This is a genomic window from Shewanella sp. Isolate7, assembly GCF_022398425.1.
In the GTDB taxonomy this organism is placed as follows: domain Bacteria; phylum Pseudomonadota; class Gammaproteobacteria; order Enterobacterales; family Shewanellaceae; genus Shewanella.
The window spans coordinates 27,553-53,407 of the sequence record NZ_JAKEVJ010000005.1; the positions used below are offsets into that span (position 1 = coordinate 27,553).

24 protein-coding genes are annotated in these 25,855 nt (G+C 57.2%); all 24 read right to left on the reverse strand.

The window, feature by feature from the left end; genetic code table 11:
* Positions 1-15: 15 nt before the first annotated feature.
* Entirely contained in the window at positions 16-588 is a 573-nt protein-coding gene (locus L1D47_RS02050) for a DUF3261 domain-containing protein (RefSeq protein ID WP_239882351.1), read from the reverse strand.
* Positions 579-1,853: an NAD(P)/FAD-dependent oxidoreductase gene (locus tag L1D47_RS02055; RefSeq protein ID WP_239882352.1), complete on the reverse strand. Its 1,275-nt coding sequence runs from the start codon at positions 1,851-1,853 to the stop codon at positions 579-581. The genes L1D47_RS02050 and L1D47_RS02055 overlap by 10 nt, the downstream gene beginning before the upstream one ends.
* The gene (locus L1D47_RS02060) at positions 1,850-4,396 is read right to left on the reverse strand and encodes an MMPL family transporter (protein ID WP_239882353.1); all 2,547 of its coding nucleotides are present in this window, start codon (positions 4,394-4,396) and stop codon (positions 1,850-1,852) included. Before L1D47_RS02060 ends, L1D47_RS02055 begins: the two co-directional genes overlap by 4 nt.
* Complete coding sequence (locus L1D47_RS02065; RefSeq protein ID WP_239882354.1) at positions 4,393-5,154, reverse strand: outer membrane lipoprotein carrier protein LolA; 762 nt, start codon at positions 5,152-5,154, stop codon at positions 4,393-4,395. Before L1D47_RS02065 ends, L1D47_RS02060 begins: the two co-directional genes overlap by 4 nt.
* Positions 5,151-5,588: an acyl-CoA thioesterase gene (locus tag L1D47_RS02070; protein WP_239882355.1), complete on the reverse strand. Its 438-nt coding sequence runs from the start codon at positions 5,586-5,588 to the stop codon at positions 5,151-5,153. Before L1D47_RS02070 ends, L1D47_RS02065 begins: the two co-directional genes overlap by 4 nt.
* 10 nt (positions 5,589-5,598) lie before the next feature.
* The gene (locus L1D47_RS02075) at positions 5,599-7,161 is read right to left on the reverse strand and encodes an aromatic amino acid ammonia-lyase (RefSeq protein ID WP_239882356.1); all 1,563 of its coding nucleotides are present in this window, start codon (positions 7,159-7,161) and stop codon (positions 5,599-5,601) included.
* A complete protein-coding gene (locus tag L1D47_RS02080) occupies positions 7,162-8,880 on the reverse strand; it encodes a glycosyltransferase family 2 protein (protein ID WP_239882357.1) in 1,719 nt (572 codons plus the stop codon).
* Positions 8,880-9,251, reverse strand: coding sequence for a thioester dehydrase (locus tag L1D47_RS02085; protein WP_041508928.1), 372 nt, complete (start codon positions 9,249-9,251; stop codon positions 8,880-8,882). The genes L1D47_RS02080 and L1D47_RS02085 overlap by 1 nt, the downstream gene beginning before the upstream one ends.
* Entirely contained in the window at positions 9,244-10,605 is a 1,362-nt protein-coding gene (locus L1D47_RS02090; protein WP_239882358.1) for an AMP-binding protein, read from the reverse strand. Before L1D47_RS02090 ends, L1D47_RS02085 begins: the two co-directional genes overlap by 8 nt.
* Positions 10,602-11,150 (reverse strand): hypothetical protein, encoded by a 549-nt coding sequence (locus L1D47_RS02095; protein WP_239882359.1) that lies wholly within the window; start codon positions 11,148-11,150, stop codon positions 10,602-10,604. Before L1D47_RS02095 ends, L1D47_RS02090 begins: the two co-directional genes overlap by 4 nt.
* A complete protein-coding gene (locus L1D47_RS02100; protein WP_011867307.1) occupies positions 11,150-11,398 on the reverse strand; it encodes an acyl carrier protein in 249 nt (82 codons plus the stop codon). Before L1D47_RS02100 ends, L1D47_RS02095 begins: the two co-directional genes overlap by 1 nt.
* A gap of 8 nt (positions 11,399-11,406) precedes the next feature.
* Positions 11,407-11,661 carry a phosphopantetheine-binding protein gene (locus L1D47_RS02105; protein ID WP_239882360.1) on the reverse strand — a complete coding sequence of 85 codons (255 nt, stop codon included), beginning with the start codon at positions 11,659-11,661 and terminating at the stop codon, positions 11,407-11,409.
* Positions 11,639-12,460, reverse strand: a complete 822-nt coding sequence (locus L1D47_RS02110) for a lysophospholipid acyltransferase family protein (RefSeq protein ID WP_239882361.1) — start codon at positions 12,458-12,460, stop codon at positions 11,639-11,641. The genes L1D47_RS02105 and L1D47_RS02110 overlap by 23 nt, the downstream gene beginning before the upstream one ends.
* Positions 12,453-13,187 carry a beta-ketoacyl synthase chain length factor gene (locus L1D47_RS02115; protein WP_239882362.1) on the reverse strand — a complete coding sequence of 245 codons (735 nt, stop codon included), beginning with the start codon at positions 13,185-13,187 and terminating at the stop codon, positions 12,453-12,455. The genes L1D47_RS02110 and L1D47_RS02115 overlap by 8 nt, the downstream gene beginning before the upstream one ends.
* Before the next feature lie 186 nt (positions 13,188-13,373).
* Positions 13,374-14,246: a DUF3014 domain-containing protein gene (locus tag L1D47_RS02120; protein ID WP_239882363.1), complete on the reverse strand. Its 873-nt coding sequence runs from the start codon at positions 14,244-14,246 to the stop codon at positions 13,374-13,376.
* Positions 14,247-14,380: 134 nt separating this feature from the next.
* Positions 14,381-16,456, reverse strand: a complete 2,076-nt coding sequence (recG, locus tag L1D47_RS02125; RefSeq protein ID WP_239882364.1) for an ATP-dependent DNA helicase RecG — start codon at positions 16,454-16,456, stop codon at positions 14,381-14,383.
* 148 nt (positions 16,457-16,604) lie between these two features.
* Complete coding sequence (locus tag L1D47_RS02130; RefSeq protein WP_239882365.1) at positions 16,605-17,201, reverse strand: response regulator transcription factor; 597 nt, start codon at positions 17,199-17,201, stop codon at positions 16,605-16,607.
* A gap of 7 nt (positions 17,202-17,208) precedes the next feature.
* A complete protein-coding gene (locus tag L1D47_RS02135; RefSeq protein WP_239882366.1) occupies positions 17,209-18,300 on the reverse strand; it encodes a sensor histidine kinase in 1,092 nt (363 codons plus the stop codon).
* Between the two features lie 101 nt (positions 18,301-18,401).
* A complete protein-coding gene (locus tag L1D47_RS02140; protein ID WP_239882367.1) occupies positions 18,402-19,067 on the reverse strand; it encodes a hypothetical protein in 666 nt (221 codons plus the stop codon).
* 172 nt (positions 19,068-19,239) lie between these two features.
* Positions 19,240-20,172 (reverse strand): calcium/sodium antiporter, encoded by a 933-nt coding sequence (locus L1D47_RS02145; RefSeq protein ID WP_239882368.1) that lies wholly within the window; start codon positions 20,170-20,172, stop codon positions 19,240-19,242.
* 429 nt (positions 20,173-20,601) lie between these two features.
* Positions 20,602-22,257: an AMP-binding protein gene (locus L1D47_RS02150; RefSeq protein WP_239882369.1), complete on the reverse strand. Its 1,656-nt coding sequence runs from the start codon at positions 22,255-22,257 to the stop codon at positions 20,602-20,604.
* Between the two features lie 292 nt (positions 22,258-22,549).
* Entirely contained in the window at positions 22,550-23,254 is a 705-nt protein-coding gene (trmH, locus tag L1D47_RS02155) for a tRNA (guanosine(18)-2'-O)-methyltransferase TrmH (protein ID WP_239882370.1), read from the reverse strand.
* A 71-nt stretch (positions 23,255-23,325) separates the two neighbouring features.
* Positions 23,326-23,709 carry a RidA family protein gene (locus tag L1D47_RS02160; protein ID WP_011867295.1) on the reverse strand — a complete coding sequence of 128 codons (384 nt, stop codon included), beginning with the start codon at positions 23,707-23,709 and terminating at the stop codon, positions 23,326-23,328.
* 34 nt (positions 23,710-23,743) lie between these two features.
* Positions 23,744-25,849 (reverse strand): bifunctional GTP diphosphokinase/guanosine-3',5'-bis pyrophosphate 3'-pyrophosphohydrolase, encoded by a 2,106-nt coding sequence (gene spoT, locus L1D47_RS02165; protein WP_041508938.1) that lies wholly within the window; start codon positions 25,847-25,849, stop codon positions 23,744-23,746.
* Between the last annotated feature and the right edge of the window lie 6 nt (positions 25,850-25,855).

The following is a 25,855-nucleotide window of genomic DNA, read 5'->3' on the forward strand; positions in this document are numbered from 1 at the left end:
CTATTAAGCGCTTGTTTACTCTAGCGGCTGGATGTTCAGCGTCAGTTGTGCCTGATGAAACTCCAGCGTTACCTCGGCTGCCCAGGGCTGTGCTTGGCTATAGCGGATATCCATTATGGTCTCGCCATCGCTAGCATATAATCTTCTGCAATAGGCTGCATCACAGGCGTGGTCGGTCAGTGTTGCCCCCTGTAAATGGCGATTTACATCGCCAGGTTGCCAGTATATCAATTGCAGCAGCCCAAGGAGATACTCGGCCTTAAATTGCTCCCCCAATAAGACGCTCTGCTCGCTGGTGAGTTGCTGGCCGTCATAGGTGAGGGTAAACAGTGGCTGGCCCAGTGGTGCCAGCCCCACTAAGGTAAGTGAGTCTGGTGTCAGATCCAGCTGGCTGAGCAGCTGATGCCTGGACTGTTTCACCTTGAGTTTCACCTGCTGACTCTGACTGACCGGCGCCGATGCTGGCAGGGGGGCCAGACAATAGTCGACTCCCTGAGCCAGGGCCATACAGGTCTGCCTGTCTAGCTTTTGGGCGCAGGCACTCAGCATGAGCGTCATGCAGATGAAGAGACTCGCCCTTAACGGCATAGCTCGACCACCATGTTGAGGCGACGCTCAGACTCGGCGACAAACGGGTTGCTCTCGTCCCAGGCGTAGCCCGCCAGGATAGAACAGATCATCTGTTTAATCTTAGGGTTAGGATCCTGATAGAAGATCACATCCTGGAAGCGGCCATCATACCAGGCCTGCACATAGGTTCTGAAGGTATCGACGCCGCGCATCAGCGGCTGGGCATATTCCGTCTGCCAGTCGACCGCCTGACCATTGAGTTGTCTCACGACACATTTAGCCGCAATCGAGGCTGATTGCATCGCGATAGTCACGCCAGAGGAGAACACTGGGTCGAGAAACTCGCCTGCGTTGCCCAGCAGGGAAAATTTATCGTTGGCCAGGGTGCTGACATTGGCCGAGTAGCCCTCGAGCTTGGCTGGAGTGCGTACTATCTCGGCGCGACTGAGCAGTCGCTTGAGACGCGGTTCTTCGCGTACCAGACGCATTAATATGGTTTCGAGATTTGTGGTCTCGAGATCGCTATCTTCGCCCAGTAGATGAGGTTCACCCACGACCCCTAACGAGCAACGGCCATTGCTGAAGGGGATCAGCCAGTACCAGATATCGCGGTTATCCGGGTGAACGCTGATCAGGATCTTGTTGCGATCGAACTGATAGTCGCCCATGTCGACGCTGTCGATATTGTCCTGGATATGGGTAAATATCGCGGTGCGGCTGGGCAGGTTAGAGGGACGCTCAAGGTCCAGCAGCCTGGGGAGTACCCTACCGAAGCCGCTGGCGTCCAGCAGGTAGTCGGCGCTCAGCGCATAGCTTTGTCCCTGTTCGTCGCTGATGGTGAGCCTGGGTTGTTGGCTCAGATCGACGGCGTCGACACGCTGGCCATAACGGATCTCGACACCCTGGCTCTCGGCCGTGTCGGCCAGCAGCTTGTCGAAGTCGCCACGTTCGACCTGAAAGGTGGTACCCGGCCCAGGGGTGAACTTGTCGGTAAAGTCGAAGTAGGTCGAGCGCCCATTGGCGTTGAACGCAGCGCCATTCTTAAATTGATACCCCGCCTGATTAACGGCCTCGAGCATATTGGCCTCCTCAATCACCTGCATACAGCAGGGGAGTAGGCTCTCGCCGATAGAGAAGCGCGGGAAGTGCTGTTTCTCTATGACTAAAACACGCTTACCCTGTTGATGCAGCAAGCTGGCGGCGACACTCCCCGAGGGACCGGCACCTATCACTATCACATCATAATGGTCCGTCTGAGCGGCTGTTTGCGCGAATGGGGTCACTTATCAATCCTTGTTAATGTGTGAATAAAGGGGGAGAGCAAGAAGGTGAGCCCTATCCCCAGGAGTAATGTCAGGCCGAAATAATGGATGGCCGGCGTCTGGCTGAAGGCCAGCAGGCCGAAGGCCATCAGGGTTGAGCAGGCGGACATGAATACCGCCATCATTACGCCTTCGCCCCTGTGGCTCTCGGCGAAAAACAGGCTGTAGTCGACGCCTATGCCGAACACCAAGATCAGTGCCAGGGCATGAAACAGGGTGAGTGGTGAGCCGGCTAATCCCAGGCCTGCCAGGGTGAGCAGCGCCGCCAAGGCGGGGACCGCCGTTATCCATAGGGCCATCTTGAGGCCGAAGCGCAGCGAGAAGATGAGTCCGGCAACCAGGAGTGCCAGCGCCAGCAGGATCAGGGTCAGGCTGCGATACTTGGCCATCACATCCGAGATATCCTGCACCTTGTCCACCAGGCTGACACCATCTAAGGGGGTGATTGCTTGGGTCAAGGTGCCGAGGTTTTTGATGCCACCCAATAAGACAATGGCGCCGTAGGTATCTGAATCGGATGTCTTTTTCTGAGCTTGAGTATCAGTTTCAAGCGATAGCTCATGTGATAGCTCATGTGATAGCCCATGTGATAGCTCTGGTGACAACTTGGACGACAACTCGGGTACCAGCCATAGGGGTGCGAATAGCTCGCCCGCCTTATCGGCGAAGAAATTGGTAGGAGTGATGGTCTCATTGGCACTGGCCTCGAAGCTCGCCATCAGGGAGGGGGCCAGATCGCTGTCCAGCCCCAGACGCGCTAATACCTCGGGCAGCTTATGGTAGATCTGTCTCTGTAGACGATAGGCCTCTTGCTGGCTTGCCTGACTGGGCAGATAGTTGGCCAGATTGACTGAATTACCCAGCACGTCCTGGCTTTGCAGTGAGTTGAGCGTCGGCGTAAGTGTCTCAAGCCGTGTCAGCAGCGCCTCCGGGGTCTCGGCTCTTACCAGGATAAATTGGTTATCTGTGCCGCCGCTCATCACCTGGCGCAGCCTCTCCTCACCCTGGGTGACGCTCAACGGGCTCTGCTGCAGGGCGCGAATATCATCGTTTACCTCGAGCCTATTCAGGCCAATCACGGTCACAAGCAGCAGACCAAGGGCGATGACTACGCCCTTGATGCCACGCATGGGCCGCGCGATGATCTGCATGGCATTGAGGTAACGCGCCGCTAAGCCCAGTGCGCGCTCGCCCGGCGTCATGGCGCTGTTGGCAAGCTTAGGATAGGCGAAGATAAGCGTGAGATAGGCACCCAGAAGGCCGGCGGCGCAAAATACCGCTACCTGCTGCATGCCGGGAAACGGCGTTAAGCCTATGGCCAGGTAGGCGATGACAGTGGTCAGCAGCGCCAGGCTGGCCGCTGGAAAGACCCGGGCGACGGCCGAAGTCGCGGTATTAGTGGCGGTATTGGTCTCGGCCTGCCTATCTTTATTGACATCGTTTTTCTGTGCCTGCAGCCGCTCACAGTAGAAGTGGAAGCTGTAGTCGATGGCGATGCCGATCAGGCTGGTGCCGAATACCAGGGTGAGCAGATGAACCTGGGTGAAGATCCACAGGGTCGCGCCCAGGGCAAACAGCAGGCTGGTGGCTATGGTCAGGGCGGCGATGGTGAGCGGCATGATAGAGCGAAATGCCAGCCATACCAGCAGGATAACGCCGATCAGCGAGGCAAGCCCCAGGCTGGACACCTCTTGTTTCGCCTGTTTGGTCGCCGCCGCGGCATGAAACAGGGCGCCGCCGCGTAGCACGTCCATGTTTTGTTCTGTCCCGAGATCTTGCTGCATCTGGGTTATTGCCTCTTCAAGCCGGGCGAGCTGAAGTTCCTGCGCCTTAGGGTTGAAGGCGCTGCCGACTCCCTGGGCCATGACGATGGCAACACTGCGCTTCTGTCCATCTGAACCTGGTGTCGCTTCCTGGCCGACCAGAATGCCGTCGACGACCTTGAGGCGACGCTGGGGCGAGAGCTGTTTCAGCAGCTCTGGGTAGAGTAGCAGGGGGTCCTGGCTCAGCAACTGGCTGTTGGCGTAGCCGAAGGCATTGTAGAGTTGAGCTAGCGTATTAGCCTCTAACTTGGCTAATTGTCCACTCTCTAACAGGGCTCTCTGCTGCGCGGTGAGCAGGTGAAAGCGATAGGGAAAATAGAAGCGGTTGAGGGCCTGTGCGCCCTGCATGTCGGCGCTTTGAACCTGGGTAAAGGCCTCGGGCGCGTCCTGCAGCGAGGCGAGTAACGCCTTAGCTCCGGCGACGGCGCTGGCCTGATCTGGGCTGACGACGCCAAGATAGATACGATTGGCCAGCTGCTGCTCGACCCTGTCTATTGCCCTCTGTGTCAGGGGATCTTCCTGGATCTTGGGAAGCATGGCCAGGATGTCGCTCTGCACGGTGGCGCCGCGACTCAGGGCCTGAACGGCCAGCAGCGTCATGGCGGCCAGCAACGCCAGCCAGATAAGGAGGCGGGTATTGGCTGAGAGGCGACCTAGGCAGTCGCTGAGTCTGAGGATCATCTCGCCTCTGTCGCGGGGCGAGGTTCTGAGTCGAGCCTGAAGTAGGCTAACTCATCTGCAGTCAGTGGTCGCTGCGCTAGGCTGTTAAACTCGATCACGCTGAGATCGCCGCGGCTATCCAACAGGCTGAGGGACTCAAGCTGTTCGCCGCCTTTGAGCACGATACGCGGCATCGCCTGTTTTATCAGCGGGTCTATGGGCTCGAGGCCGAGCTGCCAGCAGTCGGCTTGCTGCATCAGGTGCAGGGTAAACTGTGCCTGCAGGGGGGCGAGGTCGCCACTGAGCAGGGCGCTCATCAGGTTCGGCATCATCTGCGCCATGGCCCCGGCCTGAGGGTTCTCATCGGCGTGGTTGATCTGGCGGTTACCGTCGGCGTCTATCTGCACCAGCGTGTCTTGTGTCAGTATCAGGCCTGATGGGAAGGGCTTGGTTTGTAGCCAGGCGATGCCAAGCTTGTCCTGATAGAGAAACTCGCCATGACTCACCAGAGGTTTCTTCAGCACCTTGAGGTAGCGCGACTGGGTAAATTCGCCCTTAGCGGCTTCCCCACCGCCCAGGCGTGTCACCAGCGCCGAGAGCCCTGCATTGTCCGCTGGGGCGTTAAAAAGTGCCTCATAATTGGTTGATTGATGCGCATGAGTTACGAAGCTAGCTAAGCTCAGGGAAATCACTAGGCACAGGGAACTCACTAGGCTGAGGCAAAACATCAGCCGGCAGAGACCTGTCTGAGCTGCGCGGATGAGCCGATGCGCCATCATGCCTTTAACTCCACATCTGGCAGCAGGTGAGCTATCTTGTCTCTAAAGCAGTCAGGGGTAACTAGGCAGAGCTCCTTGGTGTCCATCTCGACCGCCGCCTGAACCGTGTAGCCCTTAGTCAGTCGCTGGTTGGTCTCGGCGTCGCGCACCTGGTAGGTGATCTTGAGGCGATTTTCCCATTCCACCAGGCTGGCTATTACTTTGACCCTCTGCTCGAAGGTGCTGGCCTGCACATATTTTATCTGCAGATCGATAATAGGCCAGGCGTAGCCGGAGGCCTGCATCTTGCGATAGCCATAGTCAATCTCGTCCAGCAGCTGACAGCGGGCGATCTCGAAATACCTCAGATAGTTACCATGCCAGGTGATCCCCATTGAATCGACATCATGAAAGGGGATCACCATCTCCATCTCTGTGGTGAGCAGTGCCTTCATCTCGCGCCTCCTAGTGACACACTTCCCACTGACCCTGCTGGATCTTGTCGACCGTCTGTCTAAGTACGGTCTCCAGGGGTCTGTCTTCGGTGAGCAGTTCGAAGTCGGCGCTGACCTGATCGAGTGTCTTAGCAACAGAGCTGGTGAGCGAGGCATGACACAGCTCGCCCTGGGCGATGCGTAGGTGAATGCCCTGGCTCATGGCCAGCAGCGCTGCGGCGGCCACCTGCTCGGTGAGCTGCAACACGCGCATACAATCCCGGGCGGCTATGGTGCCCATGCTCACCTTGTCCTGGTTGTGGCATTCGGTGGAGCGTGAGAAGACGCTGGCAGGCATGGTGTTTTTCAGCGCCTCGGCCGTCCAGGCCGATACGCCGATCTGCACCGCCTTGAAGCCGTGATTGATCGCCTTGCGGCTGCCCTGAGCACCCGACAGGTTGGCGGGCAGGTCGTTGTTAAATTTAGGGTCCATCACCAATGCCATCTGGCGATCGATAAGATCGGCGATGTTGGCGATGGCGTTTTTCATCGAGTCCATCACGAAGCCGATGTGACCGCCATAGAAGTGGCCGCCATGAAGCACGTGCTCACCCTCGCCGTCGACGATAGGGTTGTCGTTGGCGCTATTGAGTTCGGTCTCGATAAACTGGCGCATGAAGGGCAGCGCATCTTGCAGCACGCCTATGATGTGCGGCGCGCAGCGGATTGAGTATCTGTCCTGCAGGCGGTCTGAGTTGCGTGGATGCTCGTGGTGATTGAGATCTTCCCGTATCCAGGCCGCTACCAGGTTTTGGCCAGGATGTGGCTTGGCCGCAAACAGGATATCGTCGAAATGGTTTGAGTTACCCTTGAGAGTCAGGGACGCCATGGCTGTGATGCGACTGGCCAGACGATTCAGGTATTGAGCCCTGTCATAGGCCAGGCAGGCCAGCGCCGTCATCACGGCGGTACCGTTCATCAGTGCCAGCCCCTCCTTGGGGCGCAGGGTCAGCGGCGTGATGTTTAGCTCAGCGTATACCTCTGCGGTGGCGCGGCGCTCGCCTTGGTAGATCACCTCGCGCTCGCCCACTAACACGGCGGCCAGATAGGAGAGGGGAGTGAGATCGCCGCTGGCGCCCACTGAGCCTTCTTCCGGGATCACCGGGGTGATGCCCAGGTTAAGCAGGGTCTCGATGCGCTTGAGCAGCTCATAGCTGACCCCAGACTTACCCACGGCCAGCGAGCTTAAGCGACAAGCCATCACGGCCCTGGCCTGCATGACCGAGAGTATGTTACCCATGCCGCAGCCGTGAAAGCGCGACAGGTGCAACGGCAGTTCGTGGACCAGATCCAGTCCCACGGTGACGGTACAGGAGTCGCCATAGCCTGTGGTGACACCATAGACAACGCCTTCTTCGGCCAACAGGCTGTCGATAAAGCGGGCGCCTTTCTGGATATATTCCTGATAGTCGGCGCTCTCTTTCAGCTTGGCCTTAGCGCCCTTGGCGATGGCAACGACCTCCTCTAGGTTGAGGTTACGCTGGCCAAATTCGACCAAGGTGTCTAAAGCGGGGGATTGAGTCGTCTGTGTCATCTATTTCTCTGTCCTATTGGGCGTGTGAGGCTTGGCCTCGCGCAGGAGTTCATCGTCCTTGCGCCAAAAATCGAAAAAGTTAAACCATTGCAGCGGTGCGCGGCGGGCGTAGTGTTCCAGCCGCTCGGCGTAGCGATTCACCGCCTCCTGCAGCCTCTCCATGCGACCGGCGCGCGGCCCCTTGAGAGTATCGGCAAAGTGCTCTACGTGGACGCGGTAGCGGCTGTTTTCTCTGAGGCAGAACATCAAATAAACCGGGCAATCCAGCAGGCTGGCGAGGATGAAGGGGCCCTGTGGGAAAGGCGCCTCCTTACCCATGAAGGGGGCGTACAGTACCCGCCCCTCGCTGCTGGTGGAGGTGCGATCGCCGGCGATCACCACGAGCTCTCCCTGCTCTATCTTCTGCTGCAGCAACATAGAGGTGCTGGGGCCCAGTTCGGTCACCTGAATCAGGTTCAGCGCGCTATTGGGGTTGAGCTGTTTGAGCACCCGGTTGAAGTTCTCTGCGTTCTGGGTCAGCACCATCACATTGACCTTCACCTTGCGTTGGTGAATCGATATGGCGCGGCACAGCTCAAGGTTGCCCAGGTGAGAGACCAGCAGCACGGCGCCCTGGCCCTGTGCCAGCGGCTTGGCCAGTACCTCGCGGTCGGGGAAGTCGACCTGGCTGAGTTTGATGCGATCGCACCAGGCGTCGATACGATCCAGCGCCGCATTACCGAAGGCGATGAAGTGCTTCAGGCTATGACGCCAGTTTATCTCGCCCTGGAGATCGGGATGCTTGGGTTCGAGTCGCTGTACCTGGCGTAGGAAGCCCTGGCTAGCGCGCCGCGCCGTGCTGCCTGTTGCGAAGAAATAGCAGATCACCGGATACATGATGGCGCGGCATAGCCAGTGGCCACCTAATTTATAACTGGTGGCCAACAACTTAATGCCCCAGTAACTGCCGCGCTCGCCCATGCGAGACCAGTGTTTCACCGCCTTGGGGCGGCTACGTTTATGACGCAGCAGCTGAGGAACACGTCTTAACATGCCGAAGAAGAGCTTGCTGTGCATGGCGGAGATGCGCACATTGTCCTTAAAGCCTTGGAAGTGGCTGGTGCCATCTTCTGGGTAGATCACCCGCGTCGGCAGGTGTCTGACCTCGACGCCCTGCCAGTAGAGTTTGACCAGGACCTCGATATCGAAATCCATGCGCTCGCCTAGTGGCTCGGTGAGAAATAACTGCTCGGTGGCGGCAAGGGGGTAGACGCGAAAACCGCACATGGAGTCTCGAATATCCAGGCTTAGGGTTTCGACCCAGACCCAAAAGTGGGTGAGGTAACGGCCATAGAGGCGTCCCTTGGGCACAGACTCATCGTATTGCGGCAGGCCGGAGATCAGCGCCTCTGGCTGGGTCTTGGCCGTCTCTATCATCTTAGGGATATCGTCGAGATCATGCTGACCGTCGGCGTCTACCTGTAAGGCATGGCTAAAACCATCGGCATAGGCGGCCCTGAGCCCCGTCATCACCGCCGCGCCCTTGCCTCGGTTGAAGGGGTGATGCAGCAGGCGCACCCAGTCGTGCTGCGCCGCGAGTTGGCACAGCAGGTGGCGGGTCTCGTCGTCGCTGCCGTCGTTGACTAGATAACAGGTCAGTCCCAAGGGTTCCAGGCGTGCCAGGGTGGCCTTGATCGCCTGGCGATGGTTGTAGTTGGGGATGACCAATGCCAGTTGCATCAGCCTCTCTCCTCTGTATCGTTCGGCGTCAGGCAGATACGGCCGGATCCGAAGCGCTGCTCGCCCTGATAGTAGGCGAAGGTGAGCTTATGCTTGGCGCGATTGAGGCTAACCTTTAGCTGCACCTCGCTACCCGGCAGGATTAGCTGTTGAAACTTAAGCACCTCTAGGCTCTGCACCTGGGGCGCGTAGCCGAACTCGGCCGCGCCTAGCTGTACTGCCCAATCCAGTTGAGTCACACCTGGGAGCACCGCCTGTTCGGGAAAGTGGCCCTCGAAATAGGGCAGGTCTGCGTCGATGCGCAGTTGCCATTCGACACCATCTTCCAGGCTGCGCTTGGCCAAGATGGGGGGGAGGTTTGACTTAATCATGTGTAAACAACTCCAACAGATCCTTGTGGATACGTTTGCCCTGGGTGTTGAGTGGCAGCTCGGCAGGATAACGCCAGCGTCTGGGCAGGGTGACTCGTTCGAACTGACTCAACAGATGCTGTTTGAGGGCGTTGTTGACCGCTAACTTGCCTTCCTGGGCCAACAATGTTTTGCCCTCGGCAGATAGGCTGATGGCGGCGCCCAGGCTTACCCTAGGTTGTTCCAGTACCACGAGCGCGGCCTGATCCACCAAGGGGTGGCTCTCGAGCAATGCCTCCATCTGCACCAGCGAGAGGCGCTTCTCCTCAATCTTGACGATGCGGTCCAGTCGTCCCTGTAATACAAACTCGCCGGGGGCGATAAGCTGTATCTTGTCGTCACACCTGAGCCAGTCTTGGCTTTCCAGATAGGGGGATTTGAGCCAGAGCGCACCATCTTGGGGATCTTGCTTGATCTCGTGGGTGGCGAAGGCGCGCCAGCTCTGCTGATTGTCTTGCTGACGACGATAGGCGATGCCACCGGTTTCCGTGCTGCCAAAGACCTCGATGGGCGGCTTGCCATAGCAGTGGGCGATGGCATTGGCGGCCTCTAGGCTCAGCGGGCCGCCCGAGCTGAAGATCAGGCTGGGCGCGCGCAGCTGTGGCTGATGCTCTAGGGCATCGGGCAGACGCGACAGCTGTGCCGGACTGCTGATCAGGCAGAGGTTAGGGAACAGGTTGGCGTAATAGGTCAGGGTCTCTGGGTACTCCACCAGATCGCTGAGGAATGGGCGGCTGGCGGCCAGGGGCCAGAGCACCTTAAACAGCAGGCCGTAGATGTGCTGATGGGAGACGGTGGCGATCACGCTGCATTGGGGCAGGTGATTGGCAAAGGTCTGTTCCAGCACCGTCACCTCGGCATCGAGCTGATCCAGCGTCTTAGTGATCGCCTTGGGTTGACCACTGGAGCCAGAGGTGTAGAGAATGAGCTCGCCAAAGGTCTGGCTGATCGGCCAGGGCCCAGGATGTTTAAGATCCTTATGCAGGGCGATATAGTCTTTGGCCTCGCATAGAGGACGGTCTGCCAGCACGGCATCGAACTCATGGGTGAGCTCGCTCAGGGTACCGCCCTGGGTGTTGGCGGGCAGGATAAGCTGCTTGCCCGCCAGCAGGCCGGCGCATAGACCCACCGCAAACAGATCGCTGCTGTCGCAGGCCAATAACCAGCGCTTCGCCTCATGTTGGGTCAGGGCCTCGAAGATGGCGGCCACCTGGGCGGTAAAGGCCTCACCCGTCAGGATATCGTGGTGATTAAAGCTGATAAGTTGCTGGCTCGCCGGCCCATGCTTGAGCCAATGTTTGAGTAGGGCTGTCATGACTTTTTCAACCAGAAGGTGCGATATAACCATTCTCCGCCGAGCAAGATACCGATCAGCAGATAGGCGATAAATCCATTATAGAGAGTCCAGGTCGCCAGGCTAGTGGCGCTGGCGGTGTAGAGTGCCATGCTGCCGTTGAAGATAAACAGTCCACACCAGATCTGGGTGATCTTACGCAGATAAGGGATCGCCTCGTCGGGCAGATCCGGCTCCTTTAACCTGGCGAGACGTTCTATCATGGTGGGACCATGCTTGAGTGAGTAGGCAAACAGCGCCAACATGCTCAGGTTGATCACCACGGGATAGTAGAGCAGCCAGGCATTCTGTTTCGCCAAGTAGCTGCCTGCAGTCAGGAAGATGCCCACGACTATGGGCAGCATCATAGACCTTATCTGTTGCCTCTGTAGCGCCAGCCTCAGCAGCAGTATGCTGCACAGGGCGAGGGCTATTACGCCCGGCGGCAAATAGTTCAGGCCGAAGTAGACGGCCAGGGGATACCCCAGCACGACCAGGCCGGTGACTAGTTGCAGGAACAGGCGCATTACTGCTTCACTAGGCCTTCGATGGCCGTGACGACGTCGTCGACGGTACGTACGGCCTTAAACTCGTCGGGCTGGATCTTCTTGCCCGTGAGTTGTTGTAGCTTAATCACCAGGTCCACCGCATCTATGCTGTCGAGATCCAGCTCTTGATACAGAGAGGCCTCTGGGGTGATGTCGTCGGCATCGATTTCAAACTCATCCACCAGGATCTGAGTCAGCATCTGAAGAATTTGCTCACGATTTTGCATGCTGCCTCCTAACCGCGCTGAGATTCGATAAAGCTTGCCAGGCTGGCAACGCTGTAGAAGTGGGCTTTGGTGGCTTCAGAGTTCGCTTCGATCTTGACGTCGAACTGCTTCTTGATGGCCAGTCCCAGCTCTAGGGCATCGATAGAGTCAAGCCCAAGACCGTCGCCAAATAGCGGCGCATCGGTATCGATATTTTCGATACTGACGTCTTCGAGATCCAGGCAATCTATGATGAGTTGTTTAATTTCGTTTTGTAAGTTCATAATTTTTATCAAGTTGTTGTTTATAATATTCTTCGAGATCCCGCGTCAACTGACGGGCCATCTTGGCGTCTCCACCCGTTTGAGCATGATACCTGATATGCTCGATAGTTTCGCCTACTTCGACATTCATGCCTATGGTTTGGCGAGGTATCTCATACCAGGGTTCCTGCTTGGTCAGGCCGACGGCATTGGTTCTTAATACCACGGGGATTAGATCGGTATCGGTGCGCAGGGCAATATTGGCTGCGCCCCGGGCAAATTCGTTGACTATCTCGCCCTTGAGGGTACGGGTGCCCTCGGGGAAGATGATCATATTGGTGCCCTGCGCCAGTACCTCGCTGCAATCCTTGAGCAGGAGATCGGCGCCGCGATTGGGAATATAACCGGCCGCCGACACCACACCCCGCAGAAAGGGGTTGCGCCACAAGCCTTGTTTGACGATACAGCCGACATTAGGCATCAGGCTGATCAAGACCACCACGTCGACCAGCGTCGGGTGGTTGGCGATAATCACCTTGCCCTGGGCGCTTGCCAGTCTTTCAAGATGTTGGGTGGTGACCCGAATCACCCCGGCCCAGGTGAGCATATGCACGAAGCCGCGAAACATCAGGTGCACCGCGCGCTGCACACGGGCGATACGAACTTCTCTGGCGCCGGGCCAGAACCTCAGCAGGGGCAATATGGTCAGCGAGCTTAGCAGGCCGCCCAGTCCGAAGGCGATATAACAGCTCACCCCACCCAGCCAGCGAGGAACATAGGCGATGCCGGTCAGACGCTTGGCAACCACCTGGCTAGTCATGACAGATCCGCAGCAGATAGCGGTTGAGACGGCCTTCGAGCGGCTGCTTGGCAGCGATGGCGTGGATAAGCTGGCCAAAGCCTATGGCTGGTGCCTCGGCCAATTCGCTGGCCGAAGGGCTAGTCTCTATGAGTAGTTGCGTGCCAGCAGGCGCTTCCTTGGCGAGCGACAGCTGCAGGGCCAGGGCGATTGGCAGCTCTGGCTCCTTGGTAAATTCTTTGTAGATGTCCGAGACGGGCTCGTCGCCGAAGACCAACAGCAGCGGCGCGTTATCTTCTGCCAGCTGGCCATAGGCCTCGATAAGCGCCTGAGAGAGCGTGAACTCACCGGCTGCTATCGATGTAGAGGGCGCGCGGTTGTCAGTCAGTATGCTGAAGATGCCGCTGGCGGTGTTGTGCACCGACTGGCTAAAGCCGATGGGCGAAATGGGTTGCTGGCGCACTATGTCTTGCAGCAGATCGACCGTGCGGTTAAGTTCGCCATGGCGGGAGGCAAAGATGGTACGGCTTTGGGGCGGCACATCGCATTGAAAGGCGACATCCAACAGCATCTTGGTGAGCTTACTAAAGCGTCGCCTTTGCATGGCGGGCACTTGCTTGAGTGCCGGGGCGGCCTGAGCGAGCTGCTCGGCATCCGTCGGCGGCGTTGGCCATGTCTGCCAATCCCGCAGCTGCTGGTATAGGGGAGACCAGGCGCCCGCAGAATGAATGTGAAAGTGTAACCGCACTACTTTGCCTCTAAATACAGCGCTTTGCTGATGTTTTCCATAACCATAAACTGAGCCACAAGAGAGATTTGTGGGGCGGCTATTGTACACCCTTTGACGGGTGACATAAATATGTGATTGTTCTGTTAGTGATTACTGAAAAGATAGAGGAGGAAGTCGCCCGCCATGAGGCGGGCGATCTTGGGCTTAAGGCTGTTTGAGCTGCTTCTTGAGCTTACGCAGGGCGGCTTTGACCTTCTTGCTGTTTTCCGGCCCCATGCGGATCATCAGCTTCTGGGCATTGGGCAGGCTCTCGAGCTTAGGGTCAATAAATTTATAGTTTACGCTGACGCTGTCCAGCTCAATCGGTGCGTCGATAACCGGGGCAGATAGCATGACGTCGATCGCCTCTATCATGCGGTCATCGAAACTCATGTCGGGATAACCTAACTCGGCGAAGGCCTCGCCTAGCAGAGGCTTCACCTTTTTATAGGTGCTGAAAAGCTGCTCCTCGTCCAGGTTATCGACAAAGTTCGCATAGAGATCATACCTATGGTAGCTGTCGGGATTGAGGTAGGTCTTATCTGTTACCTCGGAGACGGTAAACTTGCTGTTAGGCGCCTTGAGCGGGCTCACCTTGCGGGCCAGCTCGCCCTGGGCCAGGTTGTCGACGAACACCACGAAGTGCCTGACGATATCTTTCTCGACCAGCAGCGGCTCAATCTTCATGCCGTTGGCGACTTCAACCGTCTTGTCGTGGAAAAATTGATCGCTCTCGGCCAGTGTCGGCAGGGCCTCCACCGTCTCGACGGGTGCCTCTTCAACCTGAGCTTCAGGCTCGGGTGCAAGATTTTCGGGTTCTGGTAGCGCCGCATCCGTCGGCAAGGGCTGCTCTGGCTCGGGTTCCGGCAGGGTCACAGGGGCGGGCATCTCTGGCTCGGGTGCGGGCTCATCGCCACCGAGGAAGTAGTAGGCGCCACCGGCGAGCAGCAGCAATATGACGACCACGGCAATGCTGAGCGCATTGATCCCGCTGCGCGATTCCTGTGGGGCAATTCTATCTTCTTGACTGACTTGCATGAGAGTTCCTTGAATTGTGGCTGGAGTGAGCCCTGTGACGACAGAGGCCTCTTTCCATTCTGCAAAATTCACCGGGCTTGTCTAGGGGCGGTCGGTGAAATAAAAAATATTTAATTGTTAGCAGTCGTTATGAGTTAAGCCTGCACGTATTGCTGGCGCTCCCCTAACCAACGCAGCACTATGGCGTCAACATTTTCCGGCACCTGTTGCATCACATGCTGCGCCAATTTCTGAATGTGGGGGATGAGGGCTTGATCCCTGACCAGGTCGGCAATCTTCATGTCGGCGATGCCCGTCTGCTTGGTGCCTAAGACCTCACCCGGACCGCGGATCTCGAGATCTTTCTGGGCGATCACGAAGCCGTCGTTGCTATCTCTGAGTACACCCAGGCGTTGGGTGGCGGTATGGGAAAGTGGCGCCTTGTAGAGCAGGACACAGTGGCTGGCCACGGCGCCGCGACCGACACGTCCGCGTAGCTGATGCAGCTGTGCCAGCCCCAGACGCTCGGGGTTTTCGATGATCATCAGGCTGGCGTTGGGCACATCGACCCCCACCTCGATAACTGTGGTGGCCACCAGTAGCTGTATGCTGCCGGCCTTGAAGGCGTCCATGATCGCCTGTTTCTCGGCGGGTTTCATCCGGCCATGCACCAAGCCAATGGAAAGCTCGGGCAGTAGTTGCTTAAGCTCCTGCGCCGTGTCTTCGGCGGCTTGGCATTCGAGCACCTCGGATTCTTCGATCAGGGTACAGACCCAATAGGCCTGACGCCCGCCCGCTAGTGCTGCCTGGCGCACGCGATCGATCACCTCACTGCGCCGGCTGTCTGAGATGGCGACCGTGGTCACCGGCGTACGTCCCGGTGGCAGTTCGTCGATGATGGAGGTATCGAGATCCGCATAGGCGGTCATTGCCAGTGTGCGGGGAATAGGGGTTGCCGTCATGATCAGCTGGTGAGGGTGGAAGCCCTGGCTAATTCCTTTCTCTCTCAGCCCTAAACGTTGATGCACACCAAACCTGTGCTGTTCGTCGATGATGATCAGTGCTAGGCGATTAAACTCTACTTGCTCTTGGAAGATCGCATGGGTGCCGATAACAATATGGGCCTCGCCGTTCTTAATCTGTTCCAGCGACTGCGCCCGCGCTTTGCCTTTGAGCTTGCCGGCCAGCCAACCAACCGTTAGCCCCAGGGGGGTAAACCAGGTAGTAAAGTTGTTGGCGTGCTGCTCGGCGAGCAGTTCCGTTGGTGCCATCATGGCCACCTGATAGCCGCTCTCTATAGCCTGCAGTGCGGCTAGCGCCGCCACTAGGGTCTTGCCCGATCCCACATCGCCCTGTACCAGACGCATCATGGGATGTGCCTTGCCGAGATCTTGGGTGATATCGGCGACCACACGCTGCTGGGCGCCGGTGGGCTTGAAGGGTAAAGAGGCCAGGAAGGGGTTGAGCAGCTGCCCCGTGGGCTGCATCGCGATGGCCTTATCATGATTGCTGCGGGCCCTGAGCTGTAACATGCTGAGGTTGTGGGCCAGTAGCTCCTCCTGGATCAGCCTCTGCTGCGCCGGATGGGTACCTTGTTCCAGCGCGAAGGGGCTTACCTCGCTAGGCGGTCTGTGCAGTAGCTGCAGCGCCTCAACCAGGGATAGTTGATTGGGCCTCAGCTGAGGCGGCAACAGTTCGGTCAGTGCGCCGTGAGCCAACAGCGCCAGGGCCTGATCCGTTAGGCGGATCCAGCTGGCCTGCTTGAGCCCCTCCGTGGTCGGGTAGATGGGGGTCAGGGTGTCGCTGAGGCTAAAGTCACTTTCGCCATGGAGCATCTTGTATTCGGGGTGGATGATCTCTCGGTGCATCTTGCCCCGGCGCACCTCGCCATAGGCACGAATGCGCTCGCCCTCTTCGAGGCCGTTGCGCATGGCGGCGGAGAAGTTAAAGAAGCGTAGCGTTATGGTGCCGGAGTCGTCGCGCACAGTGCAGGTGAGCATGCGCTTGCGCCCCTGGACGATCTGGGTCGATTGTACGATGCCCTCTATGGTGCCGTAGCTACCTGGATAGAGGGCAGTGATTGGATAGATCTGGGTGCGATCTTCGTAGCGTAGTGGCAGGTGAAACAGCAGATCCTGGACTGTGTTGATGCCGAGCTTTTCCAGCCGCTGCGCCATCTTGGCGGCAACGCCCTTTAACTCTGTCACAGCCATGAGATCGAGTCTATCCACGCTTTGTACCCATTTGATTTAGCGTTCTATTTAACCAGAACCTGAGTCGATTACTGTAAATATATACATATACTATCAGAGTTCGGCATGAACGCAATCTCGTGTTAGCCATCTTGGCGGCAAAGCATAGGGTTAAAGTGTGGTGAGATTACAGCCAGCCCTTTTGCTTGGCGATACGTGCGGCGTCGATGCGATTGCTGGCATTGAGTTTGGCGATGGCCTCAGAGAGATAGTTACGTACAGTGCCTTCGGCAATGAAGAGAGTGGCGGCGATCTCCGCGCTGGAGCGCCCCTCGCTGGCGAGCCTGAGCGCCCGACGTTCCTTATCGTTCAGCGGGTCTTGTTCGCCGACGGCCATGATGGCCAGTTCGGGATCTATGATGCGCTTGCCACGGCTGACGGCGTTAATTGCTTGGATCAGTGTCTCGGAGGGCGCGTCCTTGAGTAAGAAGCCACCCACGCCCGCCTCGATGCCACGCTTGATATAGCCGGCACGGCCAAAGGTGGTCAGGATGATGACCTTAGTCTGCGCCGCTTGGTTTTGACACCATTGAGCCAGCTCCAGTCCGCTGAGGCCTGGCATCTCTATGTCGGTTAGCAGCAGGTCGAACTCCTGCTGCTTGAGCAGACTCAGCGCCTGGTCTCCGTCACAGGCCTGTATCACCTCAAAGTCGCCCTCAAGGGTGAGGAGCGCGGCCAGCGCGCCCCTGACCATGGCTTGATCTTCGGCGAGTAATATCTTCATCCTGTCTCTATCCCTGATTTGGTAACTCGATGATAAATTGCGGGTTTGGCTCGAGCTCAATACTGAGTGTACCACCTAAGGGGCGCAGTCGCTCGCGTATACCAGTGAGGCCATTGCCTTCGCTGAGCTCCCTCTGCTTGCCATTGTCGGTGACCGAGATCCGCAGCCCCTGAGGTGATGCCGACAGGTCGATATTACAGCTATCGCCTTGGCTATGGCGCACAACATTGTTGCACAGCTCGGTGAGGCTGAGGATCAGCTGAGTTTCTACTTCCTGTGGCTGGGCTGGCAGCTCACCATTGAGGGTGACGGCCATGCCCTTGTCTCTCAGCATCTGGCACAGGTGCGTCAGGGCGGCGTCTAACCCTTTGTGTTTGTAGCCTGAGACCGTTTGGCGGATCTGGCTAAGGCTGTCGCGGGCGATGGTTTCCAGTTCTGCCAGCTCGGCGCTGGCCTGGTCGGCTTGCCCCTTGGCCAATAGCTTGCGCGCCAGCTCCGCCTTGAGTGAGATAGAAGAGAGCGAGTGCCCCATGATGTCGTGCAGATCCCGGGCGATACGTTCGCGCTCTAGCATGGTGGCGAGCTGGCGTATCTCCTGCTGACTCTGCCGCTGGGCACGTTTGGCTTCGACCCGCTTACGCTCGGCTACACCAAAGAATCCCATGCCGGTGATCAGGGCGACGCCATAAACTGCAAAGTAGTAGTGAATGCCTAGGGTTAGGCTTAGCAGCGTCAGGATGACGGCTAGGCCGATAAGGCTGGCGAAGGCCTTGGGCAGAGAATAGTTAAAGCCGATAAAGAAACCGGCAAAGGTAAACAGGGACAGCGAGCCGATATTAACCGGCGTGATCAGACAGGCCAGGGCGATGATCAGCAAGATAGGCTGGTAGGCGGTTTTACTCGGGCTGCGGTGGGCCCAAAAATAGCTGTAGATAAAGGGCACCAGCACTACCAGACTCAGGACTATGTGCCAGGTGGGCATAGTCTGCAAGAACAGCGGGATGAAATAGAAGCCCAGGTTGATCAGATAAACCCAGGCGAGCTTATCTTCGGTCGCCCGCTCGATATCTAGGGTGTGTGGAATAGGGTATTTGTCCATCTTCTTTATCCTAGGCGCCACTTAAGTCCATGATGTTGCGCTATGAGCGCGCTAACGCTTAGCCATCTGGCTTAGTGGCAACCGATATTGAGCCGATTACTTTAGTGGTTCTGTTTTAGCAGGAAATTTGCCCAGGCATAATCGGCCTGTACCTGCAGGGCGGCCTGCCAATCGGCAATGGCTCCCGCCTTGTCGCCGAGATTCTGCTTGGCTAAGCCGCGCCAGGTGTAGGCCTCTGCCTCTCCCCAACAGATGTTATCGCAAGGTTCTCGATACAGATCAATGGCTTTTGAGCTAAACGCGATGGCGTCTTTCATGCTGCCGCCATGATCTTTAGGGCTGGAATAGGCGGCGATCGCCTTTACCAGCGCCAGTCGGGGGCTCTGGGGGACTAAGGTTTCGGCGTCATTGAGGGCATCGGCCATCTTAGTGCTGTATTTGGCGGCCTGACTCATGTCTAAGCCTATCTGCATACCGTAGACTGAGGCCAGAAGGGTGGCGGCTTCACCTTGGTCGGCAATGGGCGACAACGCTTTCTCGGCGCGGGTCAATGCCGCCTGGGCCTGGCCCTTCTGGCTGAGAATGTTGGCACTGATGGCCATGCGATAGAGGGCGTAGGCCTGCTCGTAACCTTGGCTTTGTCCGCTTAATTGGCTCAGGCGATCGATATCCATCCGATTGGCGGCGCTGTCTATCTCGGTAATGTCATTGGCCTGGCTCAGTGGGCTGAGTAGAGCAAGGCTGGTGGCGATGATAAGTGTTTTCATTGGCTTCTCCTTAAGAACCTGTGTTGCGTAATGCCCCGTAGCGGGGTTAAGGAGAGTATCTGTCTGATGGCAAGTTTTGTGCAGGCACAGATGTCACCGATAAGGGATGACATTTGTCATCTCTCATCGGCGGGAAAGCTATATTTGGTAGCGCTTAAAAAGCAGCGCTAACTCATAGGGATTGGGCGGAGAGGATCAAATAGCCCAGATAGACGAGGTAGCAGACTAGTAGCAAGGCGCCCTCGCGTCGGCCGATACGCAGGCCGCTCCACGCCAGGGGAAGCAGCAAGAGAGCCAGTGACACCATCACCAGCATGTCCAGCTTGGGCACGCTGGCCGTGATGGGATGAATGACCGCGGTGATCCCCAATATTCCTAAGATATTAAACAGGTTTGAGCCCACCAGGTTGCCGATGGCGATGTCACTCTCGCCGCGTCTGGCCGCCACCAGAGAGGTGATCAGCTCTGGGATGCTGGTGCCTATGGCGATGATGGTCAGGCCGATGAGTAGCTCACTCATGCCCAGCTGTCTGGCGAGAGCCACTGCACCGTCGACAAAGAGTATGCCGCCGCCGACCAACATGGCTATGCCTACGATGAGTAGGACCACGGCCAGTAACGGAGCGAGGGGCTTAAGCTCCATCGACTCAATATCGACCTGCTGCTTATCGAACAGGTAGTTCATGCCCAGATAGGCGACCAGCATGGAGCAGAGCAGGGCACCGTCCAGCTGGCTAAGGCTACCATCGCTGATCAGTCCCCAAAAGAGTAAGCTGGCAAACAGCATCAGTGGTATGTCGCGCTTAACCATCATAGACTGCACGCCTATGGGGCGTACAAGGGCCGTCAGGCCAAGGATCAGGCCTATGTTGGCGATGTTGGAGCCGACGACATTGCCCAGGGCAATGCCAGAGTTACCAGCAAGGGCCGATTTGAGGCTGACCGCCAGCTCGGGGGCACTGGTGCCAAATGCGACTATGGTGAGGCCGATGACCAGCGGGGTGACACCGAGCCTGAGGGCGAGGGCGCTGGCGCCGCGAACCAGGGATTCGGCACCAAGAATAAGGATGAGCAGACCAGCGATAAGGGCTAGCGGGGTGAACATGATTGACTCTCAATAGTAGTGGGGCGCCAAGCATAGAGCTTGCACAGTTTTAGGCAACATCTATTTTGCTTTTGCCGATTAAACTTTATTCACTCCGTCGTGGGCGAGAAAATAAAAAACACGCCAGATGGCGTGTTTTCTGTTAGCGAGATATCGACAGAGCCTAGGGCCTGTTGACCTTTTGAGAACAAATTTTGTTCTAATTGAGCACGTTCAAATCGCGGCAGGAGGCTTGGAGTATAGTTATTCTATATAAAAGCCGAGTAACAAAGAGTTGAACGTGCTCAAGACGAACCCTGCGGGCAGCGTCTGTATCATTTTTCTACTGCGTTATCGCTCATTGATGTAGCACACTACATTACAATCATTCTGCCTTGTATAAAATCGATACAGAATGCTGCAAAAATGAACGCGAAAGATAAACAGGCCCTAGAGCTCATCTTCCCAGCGAACCACGCCGCCACGTTGACCATCGACCTTGGCACTGAATCTCTGCTCCAGCACGTGGCGTTTAATCTTCAGGGTCGGCGTCAACACGTCGTTATCCACATCCCAGGGCTCGCTCACCACTATGATGGCGTCGACCGTCTCGTGGGACTCCAGGTTAGGGTTGATGCTGTCCAGGGTCGCCTTGAGTGAGGCGCGAACCTCCTCCTTAGGTTGCAGGGCGGCGCCCTCGGAGAGCTGCACCAGTGCCACCGGATGGGGCAGGCCAGAGCCTATGATGCAGATCAGTTCCACATGGGGATCCTGAGCCAGCTTACGCTCGATTGGCACCGGGGCGACATACTTGCCTTTGGCGGTCTTGAAGTTGTCTTTGACTCGGCCGGTGATGGTGACGCAGCCATCGGCGTCGATCGAACAGAGATCGCCGGTATGAAAATAGCCATCTTCGTCGAAGCTGGCCTGAGTGACTTCCGGCTGCTTGTAGTAGCCGCTCATCAGCCCTGGGCTCTTGACCATCAACTCGCCATTGTCGCCCTGCTTGACGCTACAGCCCTCGACGGCGCGCCCGACTGTGCCTATCTTGCTGGCATCGAAGGGGTGATTGATGATGGAGTAGGCGCTGTTTTCCGTCATGCCCCAGGCCTCACAGATGTTGAGGCCAATCTTGTGATACCAGGTTATCAGCGAAGGCGGAATCGGCGCCGAGCCAGAACCGAGCAGATGACAGTGTTGCAGACCCAGTCCTTCATGAATTTTCTTCTTCACTATGCTGTTGAGTATGGGCACCTTGAGAAGGAAGTTGAGCTTAGTGTAGCCAATCTTGTCGATAATATTCTTCTGGAACAGGCTCCACAGACGCGGCACAGAGAAGAAGATGGTCGGTCTTGCTCGCTGCACGTCGGCGACGAAGCTGTCGAGGCTTTCGACGAAGGCGACGCTGCTGCCGGAATAATAAGAGGAGCCCTCGATGGCGACCCGCTCTGTGATGTGAGCCAGTGGCAGATAGGAGAGCAGCCTGTCTTCGATATCTGTCTTGAGATCCCGCACCACGGCGCGGCAGGTCCACTCAAAGCTGGCGAAGGTCTGAATCGCCCCCTTGGGCTTGCCGGTCGATCCCGAGGTGTAGATGATGGTCATGATCTGCTCTGGAGTCGGCGCCTCGGCGTCGATTAAGGGGTGACCCAGTTTCAGTAGGGTATCCCACTGGTATTGTGCCGGCATGGTGTCGTAAGGCATGGCGAGGCGCAGTATGTCGCCGCCAACCCCGGCTTCTTGATCGGCCCAGTAGTCCAGCTTGCCGATGAAGATCGCCTTGGATTCGCTGTGTTCCAGCACGTAGCGTATGGTGTCGGCATTGGCCGTCGGGTAGATGGGCACGCTGATATAGCCGCCGTGCATCAGGGCCAGATCGGTAATAAACCATTCGGCGCAGTTCTTGGATAAAACCGCGACCTTGTCGCCCGGCTCTAGGCCGAGATGGCGCAGTGCGCCGGCGATCTGCTGCATCTTCTGCTGCACTTCACGCCAGCTAAAATTGACATACTGACCGTTTATGGGCTGTTTCAGGTAGGTGCTATCGCCATATTGCTCGACCCAGTGTTGCAACATGTCGACCGGTGATTTGAATAGTGAGTCCATCTTGCCATTCCATAGTTATTCTTAGTGTTAAAGGAGACGCAACTTGGTTTGCTTTGCCTGCGGCGGAGCGAGACTCAACAACCCCCATTATTGAGTGGGCCTGTTGTCTGTGATGAGAGCGCCTGGCCACTTTTTATGCGCGTCTTTGAGTATGGCGAAGAATGTGAGCTATGACAATTGTTTTACCGGAATAAAAGGCCAATTGTCATAGTCTTAGGAGGCGTGGTCTGTTAGGCTAGTGCAGGAATTGTATCGCAGGAGGCCGATTTTTGGCTTATCTCGCGTAGCGAGCTTAGGTTTCTGGTTCGGCGTCTGGGTCCGGGGCGCGCATTCGCTGCCACCAGGTCTCGTCGGCGACGATCTGCCCCTGGTCGTCGATGGCGGGATAGGGGATCTTCTTGCGTCGACAGGCCTTGGCGTACACAGGGTGGCCCTGTTCGAATAACATGGTCTGGCAGTAGGCATCATCTAAGGTGCGTGTGCCATACATTCCCGCCTGGGCACGCTGACGCTGAGCTTCATACATCACCAGGGCCGAGGCCACAGACACATTGAGCGACTGCACCATGCCTATCATGGGGATGATGATCTCCTGGTCGGCAATGGCCAGGCCTTCTTTGCTGACGCCGTCGCGTTCGTTACCCATGATCACCACAGTCGGCTTGGTGTAGTCGATGTCGCGAAAATCGACGGCATTTTCCGAGAAGTTAGTGGCTAGAATCTGCATGCCCGCCGTCTTGAACTGGGCCGCAGCCTCATCCATATGGTAATGCTTGATGGTTTTGACCCATTGCTGACTGCCCGAGGCGGTATTGCCCGACACACGCATCTCGATATCGGGCCAGACGGCGTGGATTTGATGTATGCCGACGGCATCGGCGGTACGGATCACCGCGGCGATATTGTTGGTCTTGTGCACCTTGTCGAGGCAGAGAGTGAGGTCGGTCTGGCGGTTGTCCAGCATCTGGTTGATGCGTTTGAAGCGTTCTGGGCTCATGGTATGTCAATCAAGTAGCAAAAAATAACAAGGGCGCCGCAGCGCCCTCTGATATGGAGGTTGAGCTTACATTACAGCTCCATCACGCCGTCCATCTCGACCAGCGAGTCTTTCGGCAGCTGCTTAACGCCGATGGCGGCGCGGGCAGGGTATGGCTGCTCGAAGTAGCGACCCATGATCTCATTGACCGTGGCGAAGTTAGCCAGATCTGTCATGAAGATGTTCAGCTTAACGATATCCTTCAGGCTACCACCGGCGGCTTCACACACGGCTGTTAGGTTGTCGAACACCTGCACCACCTGGGCTTCAAACTCGTCGCTGACCATCTGCATGGTCTCAGGATTCAGCGGGATCTGGCCAGACAGATAGACTGTGCTGCCCACTTTAACAGCTTGAGAATAGGTACCGATCGCCTGCGGGGCCTTGTCGGTTGCAATGATAATCTTCTCTGCCATAACGCTCTCTCTACTTAGGTTAATAGTGGTGGAACTAACGATTACGCGAGGTGCGCAGCACTTCCGGCAGTACCCTGATACGGCGCATCACGTTGGCTAAGTGGACTCGGTCGGTGACCGAGATCCGTAAGTTAATCAAGAATACCCGGCCGTCACGCTCTTCTGTGCTCAGGTTATGTATGTTCGAGCCCTCGGCCGCCACGATAGAGGTGATCTTGGCAAGTGCGCCCTGATGGTTGACGATCTCGATCCGCAGGTTAGCCTGGAATTCGACGCCCTCGGCGTTGTCCCAGTGCACAGGAATATACTTGTCAGGCTCGCCCTGATAGCCGCGGATGTTGGCGCAGCTCTCCATATGCACCACCAGGCCCTTACCCGGGCTCACGTGGGCAATTACCGCATCGCCGGGGATGGGGCGACAACAGTTGGCGAAGGAGACCAGCATGCCTTCGGCGCCGCGGATCGGCATCATGTTGGATTCTTTATGTTCGTGCTGCTCGACGCGATCGCCCTTGAGACGCTGGGCAATCACTATGCTCATGGCATTACCAAGGCCGATGTCGGCCAGCAGGGAATCTAAGGTGCTGTGCTTGGTTTCGCTGACCACCTTGTCGATCTGCTCCTGAGGGATATCTTTGAGCTTGATGTCGCCCAGGGCATGGTTGAGCAGTCGTTTGCCGAGGAGTACGGCATCATCTTCTTTGAGGCTCTTGAGCAGCTGGCGGATCTTGGCGCGTGCCTTACCCGTCACCACAAAGTTGAGCCAGGCGGCATTGGGCCGCGCGCCCTTGGCGGTGATGATTTCTATCGTCTGGCCTGAGATGAGCGGCTGGCTCAGCGGATAGGCCTGACGGTTGACCCTTGCACCCACACAGGTGTTGCCCACGTCGGTATGAACCTCGTAGGCGAAGTCCACCGCGGTGGCGCCCACCGGCAGCTCGAGAATGCGTCCCTCAGGGGTGAAGACATAGATCTCTTCGGGGAACAGCTCGGTCTTAAAGTTCTCGACGAATTCGAAGGAGGTGCTGGCGCTCTGTTGTAGCTCAAGCAGGCTCTGCATCCATTTACGGGCACGAACCTGGGTCGTGGTGCCTTGCTGCGCCGAACCGGCCCCCTTGTAGAGCCAGTGCGCCGCGACCCCTTTGTCGGCCATCTGATCCATATCCTCGGTACGTATCTGGATCTCTACCGGCACGCCGTGAGGCCCAAATAACGAGGTATGCAGCGACTGATAGCCGTTTGCCTTGGGGATGGCGATATAATCTTTGAAGCGGCCGGGACGTGGCTTATACAGGCCGTGCATGGCGCCCATGACGCGATAACAGGTGTCGATGGAGTCGACGATCACCCGAAACGCGTAGATATCCATTACCTCTTGGAACTGGAGTTCCTTGTTGCGCATCTTGTTGTAGATGGAGTAGAGGTTTTTCTCGCGGCCCTTGACCGTGCCCTGAAGACCAGTGTCTTCGAGACGTGTCTTGATGGCGCCTTCGATATTCTGGATCAGCTCTTTACGGTTGCCGCGGGCAGACTTGACCACCTCTTTGAGCACCCGGTAGCGCATTGGGTAATAGGCCTGAAAGCCCAGATCTTCCAGCTCAGTCTTGATATTGTGAATACCCAGACGGTTGGCGATGGGGGCGTAAATTTCCAGGGTTTCCCGGGCGATGCGACGACGCTTGTCGGGACGCAGGGCGCCTAGGGTGCGCATGTTATGGGTGCGGTCGGCGAGCTTGATGAGGATCACCCGGATATCCTGGGTCATGGCCATCATCATCTTGCGGAAGTTTTCCGCCTGCGCCTCTTTCTTGTCTCTGAACTTAAGCTTGTCTAGCTTGGAGACGCCCTCTACCAGCTCGCCCACCGACTCACCAAACAGCTCGGAAAGCTCTTCTTTGGTGACAGGGGTATCTTCTATGGTGTCGTGCAGCAGGGCAGCCATGAGCGTCTCGTGGTCGAGACGCATATCGGCCAGGATGCGGGCAACCGCAACCGGATGGGTAATATAGGGTTCGCCACTCGTGCGCATCTGCCCTTCATGAGCATCGCGCGCTACCTGATAGGCCTGCTTGAGTAATTCTACCTGCGTAGCTTCTAAGTAACTTGACGCAGACTCCTTGAGACCTTCAAACAGATACAAGTGGCT